Consider the following 14000-nt stretch of genomic DNA (forward strand, 5'->3'; position numbering starts at 1 on the left):
TTCCTACACCGACCGCGTGCCGTTCGTGGAATCGCCGATGCCGGCCTCGGCACCGGTCGCCAAGGCGCCGGAGGCTGAGAAGCCGGTGGTGGCGGAAGCACCGAAGGCGGTTGAAGCCCCGGTCGCCCCGGTCGTGACCGAAGCGCCGAAGACTGTTGAAGCCCCGGTCGTGACCGAAGCGCCGAAAGCGGTAGAAGCGCCGGTCGCCGCTGAAGCGCCGAAGGCTGTTGAAGCTCCAGTCGTGACCGAAGCGCCGAAGGCAGTCGAAGCCCCGGTCGTGACCGAAGCGCCGAAGCCGATTGAAACGCCCGTCGTGACGCCGGCCCCGGTGACCCCGGCCCCGACCGCACCCGTCGCCGTCGAGACCCCGAAGGCCGCCGAAGCCAGCACCAGCGCGCCGGTTGTAGAGCACAAGGGCCCGACCGAAGTCGGTCGTCCGGTGCAGACCAGCATGCTGGACGCAGTGGACGCCGTTCCGGCCGCGCCGGCTGCCCCGGCACCGGTGGCACGCGCGGAATCGGCAGCCGTTGCACCGGCGGTGCAGAACGGCCAGCTGTTCGGCAGCGCCGCCAGCGACGCCGCACCGACCGACGCCGCCGCCCAGGCCGCGCACGCCGAAGCCCGCGAAGACATCCCGACCGATGTCGCCAAGGCCGACGATGCCGACAAGCAGGACCCGGAAAAGACCGACAAGGCCTGATCCGGTTCCAGCGGCAAGGTAAAAAAAAGACAGCGGCCTTCGGGCCGCTGTCTCTTTTTGGATCCGGATCACGTAGCGCCACGCCCTGCGTGGCTGCCTGCCTCACGGTGCGAACTGCAGGCGGGTCCACACCCCGTAATGGTCCGACGCCCAGCGCCCTTCGGCGTAGGGCTGGTCGAACAGCAGCCGCGCTTCGCGGGCCAGCAGCTTGTCCTGCTGGAAAAAGATGTGGTCGATGCGCGAGGGCGCATCGTAGTAATGCCGGTTCAACGTACTGATCTGCGCCAGTTCGTTGTTCACGTGCACGCTGCCGTAGCTGTCGCCATAACGCTGGCGCAGCGCACTCAGATCACTCGCATCCACCAGCGCATTGAAATCCCCCGCGATCACCACCGGCGCATCGCCCGACGTGGTCGCGATGAACGTCAACAGGTCGGCCACCTGCTCGGCACGGATGCGGCTGCCGCGCTCATCCGAACGTTCGTTGAGATGGGTGGCATAGACATTCACTGGCTGCCCTTCCACATCGATACGCAGGTGCGCCACGGTGCGGTAGTCGGTCAGCGGCGCCAGCAATCGTTCACCGCGCGCCAGCACCGGGCGCCGGGTCAGCAGCGCATTGCCGTAGCGCTTCAATCGCCCCGGCGGATCGGTGGACACGAACTGATAGTCATAGCCGAGCCTGCGCGCCAGCCAGGCGGCCTGGTTGCGCACATGCGGCTTCTGGATCACCTCCTGCAGCGCGATCGCGTCGGGCTGCAGCGCCTGCAGCTCACGCAGGATCACCTTGCGCCGCTGCGGCCAGTCTTCCCGGTCGTGGTGCAGGTTGAAGGTCACCAGGCTCATGCCCTGCTCCACCGGCTCGGCCGCGCGCGCCGGCAATGCCGCCAGCGCAACGGCCAGCAGCACGCCAAGCATGCCGGGGCGCGCGACCGCGGCGGTCACGGCGCCTTGCGTTCGGCGCGCCGCACCGAGGCCGGGATCTGCACTTCCACCTTGGCCGGCACCTGGGTGATGCGCAGCTCGCCGTTGAGCCACTGCGCCGGCTCGCCGTTGATGGTGGTATCCCCCGGTTCGCCACTGAACGGCCACGGCAGGATCACCCCGCCCTGCGGCACCAGCAGCCCGGACGCGATCTGCAGCGTGAGCTGCCGGTCGCTGCGGGCCAGTGTGTAGCTCAGCTGTCCATTCGGCGTGCGCAGCCCCTTCACCCCGACCCCGGCGCCGTCCAGCCAGCGGCTGGGCACGCCGGCGGCCAGCACCAGGCTGTCGTCCACGTCGCGGTTGTAGGCGAACATGTCCAGCGCCGAGCGCACGAAGTCCGACGCCACCCACGCATGCGGCAGGTCGCCGACGAAGAACGGCTTGCGCGGCGTGTGCGAGACCACTTCGGCCCACTGGTTCCAGGCCTGCGGCGCGCGGTCCTTGAAGAAGAACTCGGTGGCCTGCCAGGCGCGGTCGCGCCAGCCCAGGCGCACGAATGCGGCCACATTGCGCCACTCGTAGGGGGTGTAGTCCTTCCATTCGCGCTTGCCGTCGCGGCGTTCCTCGAACTGCTTCCAGTAGCGCTCGAAGGTGTTGTCCAGGTACGGCTGCGGCAGGCGGCCCTGTTCGCCGCCCGGGGCCAGCGCGATGGTGGTGGAGGTCGCGTCGAAATCACCCAGCTCGGCCGAACCGGGCAGGAAATCGATCTTGTGCAGGGCCGTGGCCGCCAGCAGCGAGGCCTGCAGGTCGTCACGGAACTGGTCGCGCGATCCGGCGATCTGCATCGCCTCCATCTTGCCCAGCGTGGAGGCGATGATCGCCGCATCCTTGTAACCGCGCAGCGCCCAGAAGTTGTCCCAGTACGAATGCATGGGCTTGGCCGAATAGCCTTCATGGCTGATCGACACCGGCATCATCCCGAAGAAGGCCGGGTTGCGCGCGCGGTTTTCCTCGGTGCGTTCGCTCAGGCGCAGCTGTTCCATGTACTGGTAGGCGCCCTGCACGTGCGGCCACATCAGTTCCAGGAAGGTGCTGTCACCGGTGTAGCGCCAGTACTCGGCGATGTTGAAGATCAGTTCGCCGTGGCTGTCGTTTTCCGGCACCGGGTCGGCGCCGCGCGGGTCGACGCAGCACGGCACCTTGCCGTTGTCGAACTGGTACGGCGCGTACCAGTTCACGTACTCACGCACCGCATCGCTGCGGCCCATGCGCAGCAGGCCTTCGGAAATCATCGCGCCATCGCGGATCCAGCTGCGCGAGTACGAGCGCGTGCCCGGCTGCAGGCTTGGCCCGATCCGGGAGATCAGCATGTGCGCCAGTGCGGTGCGCAGCGTATCGGCCAGCGGCTTGCCCGCCGCTGGCACCTGCAGCGCCACCTGGTCCAGCTTGGTGCGCCACATCGAGGCCACCTGCTGCTGGGCCTTGTTGGCGTCGAAGTCCTTCGGGGTGGTCCACGCGCCGGTCTGCGGCAGCACGATGGCCACCTCCCTGCTCTGCCCCGGCTCCAGCCGCCAGCGGTACAGCAGCGCGCCCGAGGCCAGCCCGGTGGCATCGCGCACTTCGGTGGCGGTGGGCAGGTTGCCACTGGCCAGGTGGGTGACCTCCAGCTTGCCGTCGAACGGGCTCGCGAAGGCCGCGTCCGGCGCCTGCACCGGGTACACGCGCGGCTTGCCGTTGACCTCGACCTGGCCCGGCTCGAACTCCAGCGTGTCGATCCGGCTCACGCCGCCCACGGTATTGAGGAACTGCCGCGGCGGATTCACCTGCCACGGCCGCACGGCCAGGGCCAGGGTGTAGTCGTGCGCCACCTTGTCCGGGTTGTGCAGCGTGTAGCGGCCTACCATCTGTGCCTTGTCCGGGCTGCCCTGAACGAAGCCGGTCACCTTCAAGGCGGCCTTGGGGTGGGCCCAGTCGACGCTGGCAATGGGCAGGTAATCGTCCTGCAGCGACTGCTTTGCCTCCACATCGGCCCAGCTCAGCACCTTCTTGTCGACCACCACGAACGGCTCCACGCTGAAGCTGGCCTTGGCCACTTCCAGTGCACCGTCTTCGCCGATCAGCGCCTGTTCGCGGCCGCCGTCCAGCCCGAGCAGGGTCCAGTACGGCTGTTCACCGCTGAAGCCGCGCGGCACGAAGCCACGGGTCAGGTCGGCGCCGACCGATTCAACGAATTCGTTCGGCGTAGCAGCGAAATCCAGTGGCTTGATCGCGATATCGCGGATGCCGTACCGCCAGCTGCTGCCGTGCTGCAGGTCGAAGCGCAGGTAGCGCGCCTCGGTATCGGGCAGTGCCAGCCAGTCGCGCTCGCCGCCACCGCCGGCGGTGATCTCGCGCAGGGTGCGCCAGTCCCGGCCATCGGCGGAGGCACGCACCACGTAGCGGGTAGCTTCCAGGCCGGGCACCCACTGGATCACCGCACCGCCAAACTCGCGCACGTTGTGCAGGTCCAGGCTGATGGTCTGGTCGGGCACGCCACCGCTGATCCACACCGTGTCCGGCTTGCCATCGGCAATACGGCTCTGCAGCGCGGTGGCGGTATCGGCGATCACCGACGGCGCCAGCGCCGAGGTATCGGCCGGCGGCAGTGCCTGCAGGGTGAGCCGGTCGAAGCAGACCGTGCCGCGCCCGCCGACCTTGCTGTAGATCGTGAACTCCACTGCCGCGCTTTTACGCAGGGTCTTGTCCGCGTCCGGGCCCCAGGCCTTCTCGATCTGGCGCTGGCGGTACTGCACCGGCGTCCAGGTCTTGGGGAAGGCGTAGCCGGGCCGATTGACCCACCACACGTTGTCGCCGCTGGCATCGATCAGCTTGAACTGCAGGTCATTGCCGGGCGAATCGCCGCGCAGCTGGAAGCCGACCTGGTAGTTGTCCGGCCAGGTGATGGGCAGCTCGCGGCGGATCGCCACGTAGCCGGAGACTTCGTGGAAGTCGTAGTCCACGCACAGCGCGCGGCCGCCGTTGGCGCCGGCCACGCTGCGCAGCGAGCCGCTGACCTGGTCGGACACCACCAGCTTCCAGGGCGACATGTCGTCGAAGCTGTCCAGGACCTTGGGCGCCGCCGGCACTGCCGGGGGCGCGGCAGGCGCCGCCATCGACCACACCAGACCCAGACCCAGAACCCCCGCGACGACGGCACGCTTCACCCTTTCACACTCCCCAGCAGCAGACCTTGGATGTAGTAGCGCTGCAGCACCAGGAACAGTGCCAGCACCGGAACCACCGTGACCACCGCGCCGGCCATCATCATTTCAACGTCCATGATGTGTTCGCGCGACAACGTGGCCAGGGCAACCGGCAAAGTGTAGTGCTCCTGGTCGGTCAACACGATCAGCGGCCACATGAAATCGTTCCAGGCGCCCATGAAGGTGAAGATCGACAGGGTCACCAGCACCGGCTTGAGCATCGGCAGCACGATCTGGAAGAAGATGCGCAGCTCCCCTGCCCCGTCGATACGCGCCGCTTCCAGCAGCTCATCGGGAATCGACCGCGCGTACTGGCGCACCAGGAAGATGCCGAACACGCTGGCCAGCGCCGGCACGATCACCCCGCCGAAGCTGTTGACCAGGCCCAGCTGTTTCATCAGCAGGAACAGCGGCAGCATGGCCACCTGCGCCGGGATCACCAGCGCGGCCAGCAGCACCTGGAAGATCCGCTCGCGGCCGACGAAGCGCAGCTTGGCGAACGCATAGCCGGCCATCGTGTTGAGCAGCAGCGAGCCCAGCGTGATCGCCAGCGAGACGAACAGGCTGTTGACGAAGTTGTTGGCCATGCCGGTGCGGGCAAACAGCTCGTGGTAGTTGTTGGTGGTCACCGACGAGGGCAGCAGCGGCGGCGGGAAATGCGCCGCTTCGCCGGTCGGCATGAACGACACCGACAGCATCCACAGCAGCGGCGCCAGGCTGACCGCGGCCAGCACCAGCAACCCGCCGTTCACCCACCACGCATGCCAGCGCGACTGGCCAATCTCACGACTCATACCAACTGCCTCTTGCGGCCGAAACGCAGCATCAGGCTGGTTACCGCCAGGATGATCAGGAACAGCAGGAACGCCACGGCCGACGCACGGCCCAGGTTCCACCACTTGAAGCCTTCCTCGAACATGAAGTACAGCACGCTCACGGTGCTCTGCAGTGGGTCGCCGCGGGTCATCACGTAGGGTTCGGCGAACAGCTGGAAATAGCCGGACACGGTGATCACGCCCACTACCAGCAACACCGGGCCGAGCATCGGCAGGGTGATGTGCAGGAACTGTTTCCAGCGCGAGGCGCCATCGATGCGCGCGGCCTCGTACAGGTCATGCGGGATCGCCTGCAGGCCGGCCAGGAAGATCACCATGTTGTAGCCGAAGTTCTTCCACACCGCGAACAGCATGATGGTGGGCATGGCCCAGTTCGGGTCGCCCAGCCAGTCGATCGGGCTGATCCCCAGATGGCCAAGGCCGTAATTCACCAGCCCGTAGCTGGTATGGAACAGGTAGCGCCAGATCACCGCCACCGCCACCAGCGTGGTCACCACCGGGGCGAACAGCGCGGTGCGGAACAGCGCCTTGAAGCGCGCGGCCGGGGCGTTGAGCAGCATCGCCGCGCCGAGCGACACGCCGATGGACATCGGCACGCCGACCACCACGAAGTACGTGGTGTTCCACAGCGACTTCCAGAACATCGGGGTCTGCAGCAGGTCGATGTAGTTGCCCAGGCCCACGAAGCGCAGGTTGCCGCCATCGGCGAGCGCGTACAGGTCGAAGTCGGTGATGCTCAGCGCCAGCGCCGAGAACACCGGCAGGCCGAAGAACACCCCGATCACCAGCAGCGAGGGGCCGGCGAAGATCCAGCCGGCAAGCGAACGCTGCTTCATGGCAGCACCTCCGGCGCGGCGTCCTGTTCGGCCTGGGTACGCTGCTCATGCATCCAGCGGCGCTTGGCCAGTACCTTGTCCACGCGGTCATCCAATCGATTCACGGCTACATCCTGATCCAGCCCACCGCGTACCACCTGTTCGGTGACGATGCGCATTTCCTGCACGATACGTTCCCACTCCAGCACCTTCGGGGTCGGCCGCACCCGTTCGAGCTGGTCGCGGAACGGCTGCGCCAGCGGGTCGTTGGCCAGCGAGGGGTGTTCCCAGGTGCTGCGCCGTGGCGGCAGGTCACCGATGATGGAATGGAAGCGCTGCTGGATGTCCGGGCGCGACAGGAACTCGATCAGCTTCCACGACGCTTCCTTCTGCTGCGAGCCGCGGAAGATCACCAGGCTGGTGCCGCCGGCGATGCCGGCGCCGGGGCCGTCCGGGCCCGGCAGTGCGGCGGTGCCCCACTTGCCTTCCAGTTCCTTCGGCTGCAGCTTCTTGAACTCGCGGATGTTCCAGGGGCCGGACAGGTAGAACACGTTGAAGCCCTTGAAGAACTCATCCCACACGTTGGAGATCTGGGTTTCGGACATGCGCGGCGCCCAGCCCTGGGCGAACATGTTCTCGTAGAACGCCAACGTGCGGCGGAAGCCGGGGCTGCGGAAGTTGCCGCGGGTATCGTGGTCGCGCAGCAGCGGGTCGGGCTGCTGGAGGGCGAAGGACAGCTGCTGCTCGAACTCGTTGATCGGCATCAGCACCGCGTAGCGGTCCGGACCCTGCATCTTCTTGATCGCCGCCATCATGGTGTTCCACTCGTCCCAGGTGCGGGGCGGGTGGTCGAAGCCGGCCTTGGCCAGCAGGTCCTTGCGGTAGTACAGCAGGCGCGTATCGACGTACCACGGCACCCCGACCAGCTCGCCGTTGATGACGTTGGTATCCCAGATGCCTTGGAAGTAATCGGCCGGGTCGACCACCCTGGATTGGGCCACGAACGGCGCCAACGGGGTCAGCGTGTTGAGTTCGGCGAACTCGGGAATCCAGGTGTTGCCCAGCTGGCACACATCCGGCAGGCCGTCGGCGGCGAAGGCGGTGAGCAGCTTTTCATGCGCGGCCGTCCACGGGATGTTCTGCACATCGACGTGGATGCCGGGATTGTCGGCTTCGAATTCGCGGATCAGTTCGCTGACCACTTCCGCTTCGCGGCCCATGGCCCAGAAACGCACGGTCACCCCTTCCGGTTCCTTCCGGCAGGCACTCAACAACAGGCTGCCGGCAACCAGCAGCAGAACACTCACCCACAGCTTGGGGCGCGACGACAATGGCACTGCTTACTTCCCCTGGGGCTGGTTGCGGTTCGAATTGGAATTGTTCTTCTGTTCCTGCGCGGCGGCCGCGCGGGATTCGGCGATGCCCATCGAGCGGGCCGAGGCGGCCTTCTCGTCTTTCTCCAGCGCCATCGGCTGGTCTTCGCCTTCCGGGGTGAGCCAGCCGCCGGTGAAACCGGCGCGCTCCAGGCCGCGACGGATGTGCGGGTTGTTCTTCATCGTGTCCCACACGAAATCGTTGCGGTAGTTGGCAATCATGGTCAGGATCGGGCCTTGGTCGATGCCGATGTAATCACTGGCCACCCAGCCACGGTCCGGCACGATGCGCCCGGTCTTGAGCGGAATGTCGAAGTTGAAGCTGGGGTTGAACGAATCCAGGAAGCCGTAGCTGGAATACAGGTAATCGCCGTAGCGCTTGTGCATTTCCAGCGTAGCCGGGATCACTTCTTCCGGCGCGAACACCACCGAGGCGATCGCCGCCGTCGGGGCGATGGTGCCGTCGTCGAAGTTCTCGCGCAGGCCGGCGCCGCGCGAGGAATAGTGGCGGAACTGGCGCTGCTCGCCACGGAATTCCTGCGTGGTGTTCTGCGGGCCGTCGCTGGCGGTCAAACCCCACACATTTTCGCCGTACTCCTTCCACTGCGCCGGGTTGGCGATGGCGTACTCGCGCTGGGCCAGGGCAGCCGAGCGGCTGTTGAGGAAGTAGGTGCTGCCGCGTTCGCGCATGTACGCGTCCTGGATGTCGCGGAAGTCGATCCAGACATGGGTGTACTGGTGGCCGAACAGCGGGCCGAAGGACAGGTATTCCTGGCCCTGGAACACGCCCCAGTCGTTGTCGTAGGTGCGCGTCCACACCGTCCACGCATCCGGGCTCACCGGGTGGGTGGGCGAACCCAGCGCGAGGATGTAGACCATCATCGCCTCGTTGTAGCCCATCCAGTCGTGGTCGATGAAGCCACTTTCGGGGAACCAGCCCATCGAGATCAGCGGGGCGCGCTGCTGCAGCCACGGCCAATCCACGCGCTTGTACAGCGTATCGGCGATGGCGCGGATTTCTTTTTCGCGCGAATCGTCGCCGGTGTAGTACGACTGGGCGAACAGCACGCCCATCATCAGCAATGCGGTGTCCACGCTCGACAGTTCCACCCAGCTGTCATAGCGGTGGCCCTGCTGCATGTCCAGGAAGTGGTAGTAGAAACCCTTGTAGCCGCCCTTACCGGTGCGCTGCGGGCCCATCGGCATGTCGCGGAAGAACTTCAGCGTGGTCAGCGTGCGGTCCACCGCCTGGGTACGGCTGACCCAGCCGTTTTCCACGCCGATCGGGTACGCGGTCAGCGCGTAGCCCACCGAGGCGATGCTGGCGAACGGGCGCGACGGATAGCGGTCCGGGCTGAGCCCGTTGATTTCATTGGTGGTGTCCCAGAAGAACTGGAACGTGCGGCGTTCGATATCGTCGAACAGCGGGGGCAGTTCTGGTTTCATCGGGCGCGGGGGAACGTCGGCCTCTACGAGGATGACCGGCGGCTTGGGTTTGGCTGGCGTTTCCTGCGCCTGCGGCTTGCAGCCGACCACGGCTGCCGCCAGTACTGCCAGTGCCAATACGCGGGGTACCTTCATCGTGCCAACCCTCCGGAATCTTCGAATTTCAGGCCAGCATAGCTGGCCTTGGAGTGAAATCGTTTACAGCTTGGGTTCATTAAAAGCCGGTTCTCCCCAGACCGCGAGGACACGCATGGCGTGTCTCTACGGCTGGGGGACCGGCCTGCGGCGTAGTGACACGCCATGCGTGTCAAAACGCCATGGGTGTCACCACATTCCCCTCATCAGAAGCGGAAGCCCACTTCTGCCTTCACCTGGCGCGGCGTACCGACGATATCGCCGGTCTCGTTGTAGCTGGCCAGCAGCTTGCCGTTGGACTTGGTGTAGTTGTAGTTGGAGAAGTTGTCGAAGTTGAACACGTTGATGATGTCGATACGTGCGTACAGCTCGGTGTCGCCCGGCATCTTGAACGTCTTCGTGGCCTGCAGGTCGACCGAGCGGTAGCCCCAGATCTTGCCACCGACCAGGAAGCGACCGTTGCCGTCCGGCACCGCAGCGCCCGGGGTCGGCAGATCGAAGCCGCTGGACTGTGCCACCGGGTACCAATCGTTCACCGCGGTCGGGGTCGCCAGGGTGATCTTGCCACCGAAGGTGATGTCCCAGAAGCCGGCATACGAACCGGTCAGCACGATGCGATGGCGCGGTGCACCGTTGGAACGGATGGTCGGGTAATCGGTGATCAGGCCGCGGTCAAAGGCGTAATGCTCGTTGATGTCGCGGTTGTGGCGCGCGGTCGTCCAGGTGTAGGCGATCGAGGTGCCCCAGCCGCTTTCCTTGGTGAACGGCTTCTGTGCCGACAGCAGCACCTGGGTGGCACGGGTCTTGATGCCCTGCTGGCCGATGATCAGGCTGCCGAAGCCCGGGATGTTGCAGCTCCACGCCTGGCTCAGGCCCGGCGAGGTGCCACCGCACAGGCGCGGGTCATCGAAGAACTGGCCGGTCGGGTAACGGTTGCCCAGGGTGAAGGCGAAGCCGTCATAGGTCAGCGTGCGCGCGACGGTGGCGTCGGTCAGCCAGTCGCCGATCTGGTTGGACATGCCCAGGCTGAACTGGTCGGCGTACGGTGCCTTCAGGTTGTTGTTGAGCAGGTCCACTTCCAGGCCGGCATTGCTGGTCGAACCGACCAGGGCCTGCAGGTTCTGGATGCCGTTGAGCAGGTTCGGATCCCAGTCGTAGCACGCGGCCTGGCCGTTGAGGCAGGCGCCGGTGGCCGGGTTGCGGAAGTAGATGGTCGGCTGCGGCAGGGCCAGCTTGGTGGTTTCCAGCTGCAGGTAGTCGAACAGGTCGCGATCGTAGGAACGGCCGGCACCACCGTGGATCACGTGCTGCTCGTCGGCGTTGAGGTCATACGAGAAGCCCAGGCGCGGCTGCCAGGCATTCTTGAACGCCTTGCGGTTGTGGCCGTTGCTGATGTAGTCGTTGATGTTCAGCCCGCTCGCAGCGAGCGAGTCGGCATAGGTCTGGCCGGCCGGACCGCGCGGATCCTGGCTGTAGATGGCTGCCACCACTTCCGGCGGGGTCACGAAGTCCAGGTAGCTCGGGTTCTTCTCATAATCCCAGCGCAGGCCCAGGTTCAGCTGCAGGTGGTCGTTGACCTGCCAGTCGTCCTGGATGAACAGACCGATCTGCTTCACCTTGGAACGCACTTCACCGGTCACGCCGGTGACGCCGGTGACCGGCTTCACGAACTGCGCCTTGTACGGGATGTCCGACGGGAAGTCTGCATCACCCAAGGTATAGGTGAACTGCGGGTTGATCTCCTGCGCATCCGATGCGTACAGGTCAATTTCCTTGTACTTGGCGCCCATCTTGATGGTGTGGTCGCCGGCCCATTCGATGCCGTCCAGGGTCAGGTTGTCTTCGATCGACCAGCCCTTCTGGCCCTTCACCTGCGAATCCAGCGCCGAGGCGCCGCCGATCTGCACCAGGGTGCGGTCGTCGGTGCCATCCGGTGCGGTGTACACGTAACCGTTGCCGATGGTCAGCGGCACCGGGTTGTTGAACGAATCTTCGTGGGTGAGCATCAGTTCGTTGTAGAACCGCTCACCGCTGTGGTTCCAGCGCAGCGCGTAGCGACGGTCGGTGTTCTCGGTTTCCTTGCCGTGCGACGGCGCGGTCTGCCCACTGAACTGCTGCTGGGTTTCGTCGCGGTCCTGGAAGGTCAGCTCGATGCGGTCGTTGTCGGTCGGCTCCACGTCGATCTTGGCGAAGATCAGGTCCTGCTGGAACGGCTGGCTGGCCGGGCCCAGCTGGGCGGCGGCATCGGCCGGCAGCAGGCCGACGCGGTTGGTCACCGAGCCTTCCGGGGCGATGGTCACCGGCAGGTCGAAGCGCTTGGCTTCGTAGGTCACGAAGAAGTGCGCCTTGTCCTGCACGATCGGGCCGCCCAGGGCGAAGCCGTATTCCTTCTCGGCCGAGACTTCCTTGGTCTTGCCTTCCTGGCGCTCGGCCGGGGTCTTGGCGCGCATGTCTTCGTCGGTGTAGCGGTAGAACGCCTCACCCTTGAATTCATTGGTACCGGACTTGGTCGCGGCGGTCACTGCCGCGCTGGAGACCTGGCCGTATTCGGCCTTGTAGTTGCCGCTGATGACCTTGTATTCGCCGATCGCCAGCTGCGGGAACGGGTTGCCGGCGCTGCCGGACTGGCCGGCCACGCCGCCGCCCTTGACGTAGCTCTTCTGGCCCACGCCGTCGATGTAGACGTTGGTGCCGTCGGCATTGGTGGCACCGCCGCGCAGCGAGGTGTTGCCCTTCGCATCGCGGGTGAAGATCATGCCCGGCACCGCGTCGGCGAATTCCAGGAAGTTGCGCGACACCTGCGGGGTGGTCTGGATCTGCTGCAGGCTCACCGTCTTGCCCACTTCAGACGTACGCACTTCCTGCAGCAGGGTCGGAGCAACCACGTTGACGGTGTCGAGGTTGGTCGCGTTGGCGGTGCTGCCATTGGCCGGAGCGCCGCTGAAGTTCAGCGTCGCGGTCGAGGCCACGGTCACGGTGACCTTCTGGGTCTGGCCGTTGGCCACCACGTCATAGGTGCCCGGGTCCAGGCCCATCAGCGAATAGGTGCCATCGGCACGGGTGGTGGCGCGGCGCACGCTGCCGCTGGCCACGTTGGTGGCGGTGACTTCGGTACCGGCCTCGGCCTGGGCGACCTGGCCACGCAGCGAAGAGGTGGCCGACTGGGCCATCAGGGAAGGTGCGGCGCCCAGCAACAGGCAGCTGACCAGTGCGCTCGACAGCAGGCGGCGGGCCGGCATGCGGGTGCGGTGATTGGAATACGTCATGTAAATCTCCGGGTGGTGGAAGCCGTCGTTGCGGCCGCCTGTCTTTTTTTTGGATTGCGTGAAATACCGATACAGCGTTCAGCGGCCAAACAAGTCACGACCAACGGTCGCGACCTACTGCGTTCCGCCTTTCGGCGGAACGCTTGAATCACGCACGATCAGGCGCGGTACAAGTGTCTGCTTGTCACCGGCCGTTTCCGTGTTGTTGCCATCCATCAACTGCAACAGACGCGTCGCCGCCTTATCGCCAAGCTCGGCGATACTCACCTGCATCGTCGTCAACGACGGGTGAACGAAACGCGCCAGGGGGATGTCATCGAAGCCTGCCAATGCCACGTCGGCCGGCACGCGCACGCCGGCCTGCGCGAACGCGTACAGGCAACCGAGCGCCATCATGTCGTTGGCTGCGAATACCGCATCGGGCAATGCACCGGCGGCCAGCAGCTCCTGCCCGGCGCGGTGGCCGGAGGCTTCATCGAAGTCGCCGGGCAGCTCGATGCCCTCGGCGGCACCGCCGAATGCGGCCAGCGCATCGCGGAACCCCCGCAGGCGTTCGCGCGCATCGAAGTTCAGCTCGGGGCCGCCGATGAACGCGATACGGCGGTGGCCGGCCTCGAGCAGGTGCGCGGTCATCGCCATCGCACCAGCATGGTCATCGATGCTCAGCACCGGGTGATCCTGCTCGGGCAGGTACGTGTTGATCAGCACCGTGGGCAGCGCCTGGGGCAGGTTGTCGGTCAGGAAGCCGGGGCTTTCCGCATACGGGGACAGCACCAGCAGCCCGTCGACCCGGCCGCGCATGGCCCGCAGGGCCGCGCCCTGCTGCTCCTGGTCGCCGTGGTAGCTGGACACCAGCAGATGCTGGCGGCGCGCGCGGGCCACGTTGTCGATGCCGCGCATCAGCTCGGAGAAGAATTCGCCATACAGGTCCGGCAGCACCACGCCAATGGTGTTGGTGCGCCGGCTGCTCAGGCTGCGGGCCGCCGCGTGCGGGGTGTAGCGCAGGCGCGCCGCCACCTCCAGCACCAGCTTGCGCACCGGTTCGGCGACGTTTTCATGGCCATTGAGCGCACGCGATACCGTCGCCACAGAGACGCGGGCTTCGCGGGCTACATCTTTGATTGTGATAGCTGCCTTGTTCACTTCGCCGCCCTCCACGGCTTAGAGATCTGGGCTTGGCGCGGAATGTAAGCGTTTTCAATCCCGGATGTAAACACTACGTTAGGCAAATGTCGCACGGCGGTAACCTCGGGGTGTCTTGGA

General features: G+C 65.9%; 8 protein-coding genes and 1 pseudogene. 1 reads left to right on the forward strand and 8 read right to left on the reverse strand.

Annotated elements, in window-relative coordinates; all coding sequences use genetic code 11:
- Nucleotides 1-700 (forward strand): annotated as a pseudogene (locus ACQG3P_RS16470) (hypothetical protein); the annotation flags it as partial.
- Nucleotides 701-802: 102 nt separating this feature from the next.
- Here ACQG3P_RS16470 and ACQG3P_RS16475 read toward each other — a convergent pair.
- From ACQG3P_RS16475 to ACQG3P_RS16510, 8 genes are all read right to left on the reverse strand, one after another.
- A complete protein-coding gene (locus ACQG3P_RS16475; RefSeq protein WP_306990447.1) occupies nt 803-1618 on the reverse strand; it encodes an endonuclease/exonuclease/phosphatase family protein in 816 nt (271 codons plus the stop codon).
- Nucleotides 1619-1641: 23 nt separating this feature from the next.
- Nucleotides 1642-4776: a discoidin domain-containing protein gene (locus ACQG3P_RS16480; RefSeq protein ID WP_426805652.1), complete on the reverse strand. Its 3135-nt coding sequence runs from the start codon at nt 4774-4776 to the stop codon at nt 1642-1644.
- A 47-nt stretch (nt 4777-4823) separates the two neighbouring features.
- On the reverse strand, nt 4824-5660 hold the full coding sequence (locus ACQG3P_RS16485) for a carbohydrate ABC transporter permease (protein WP_068853078.1): 837 nt from the start codon (nt 5658-5660) through the stop codon (nt 4824-4826).
- Nucleotides 5657-6538, reverse strand: a complete 882-nt coding sequence (locus ACQG3P_RS16490; RefSeq protein WP_068853081.1) for a carbohydrate ABC transporter permease — start codon at nt 6536-6538, stop codon at nt 5657-5659. The genes ACQG3P_RS16485 and ACQG3P_RS16490 overlap by 4 nt, the downstream gene beginning before the upstream one ends.
- The gene (locus tag ACQG3P_RS16495) at nt 6535-7815 is read right to left on the reverse strand and encodes a sugar ABC transporter substrate-binding protein (protein ID WP_426805685.1); all 1281 of its coding nucleotides are present in this window, start codon (nt 7813-7815) and stop codon (nt 6535-6537) included. Before ACQG3P_RS16495 ends, ACQG3P_RS16490 begins: the two co-directional genes overlap by 4 nt.
- A gap of 42 nt (nt 7816-7857) precedes the next feature.
- Entirely contained in the window at nt 7858-9471 is a 1614-nt protein-coding gene (locus tag ACQG3P_RS16500) for a glucoamylase family protein (protein ID WP_068853087.1), read from the reverse strand.
- 206 nt (nt 9472-9677) lie between these two features.
- Complete coding sequence (locus ACQG3P_RS16505) at nt 9678-12737, reverse strand: TonB-dependent receptor (protein WP_426805653.1); 3060 nt, start codon at nt 12735-12737, stop codon at nt 9678-9680.
- Nucleotides 12738-12851: 114 nt separating this feature from the next.
- Nucleotides 12852-13895, reverse strand: a complete 1044-nt coding sequence (locus ACQG3P_RS16510) for a LacI family DNA-binding transcriptional regulator (RefSeq protein ID WP_093532498.1) — start codon at nt 13893-13895, stop codon at nt 12852-12854.
- Nucleotides 13896-14000: the final 105 nt, after the last annotated feature.

Origin of the sequence: Stenotrophomonas sp. SrG (genome assembly GCF_050031795.1) — a bacterium.
Classification (GTDB): Bacteria; Pseudomonadota; Gammaproteobacteria; order Xanthomonadales; family Xanthomonadaceae; genus Stenotrophomonas; species Stenotrophomonas rhizophila_A.

What these genes read in the sequence shown, in the direction of transcription:
- ACQG3P_RS16490 (WP_068853081.1), bottom strand. Translation starts at nt 6,538, where the DNA reads ATGAAGCAGCGTTCGCTTGCCGGCTGGATCTTCGCCGGCCCCTCGCTG.
- ACQG3P_RS16500 (WP_068853087.1), bottom strand. Translation starts at nt 9,471, where the DNA reads ATGAAGGTACCCCGCGTATTGGCACTGGCAGTACTGGCGGCAGCCGTG.
- ACQG3P_RS16475 (WP_306990447.1), bottom strand. Translation starts at nt 1,618, where the DNA reads ATGCTTGGCGTGCTGCTGGCCGTTGCGCTGGCGGCATTGCCGGCGCGC.
- ACQG3P_RS16505 (WP_426805653.1), bottom strand. Translation starts at nt 12,737, where the DNA reads ATGACGTATTCCAATCACCGCACCCGCATGCCGGCCCGCCGCCTGCTG.
- ACQG3P_RS16485 (WP_068853078.1), bottom strand. Translation starts at nt 5,660, where the DNA reads ATGAGTCGTGAGATTGGCCAGTCGCGCTGGCATGCGTGGTGGGTGAAC.
- ACQG3P_RS16480 (WP_426805652.1), bottom strand. Translation starts at nt 4,776, where the DNA reads ATGGCGGCGCCTGCCGCGCCCCCGGCAGTGCCGGCGGCGCCCAAGGTC.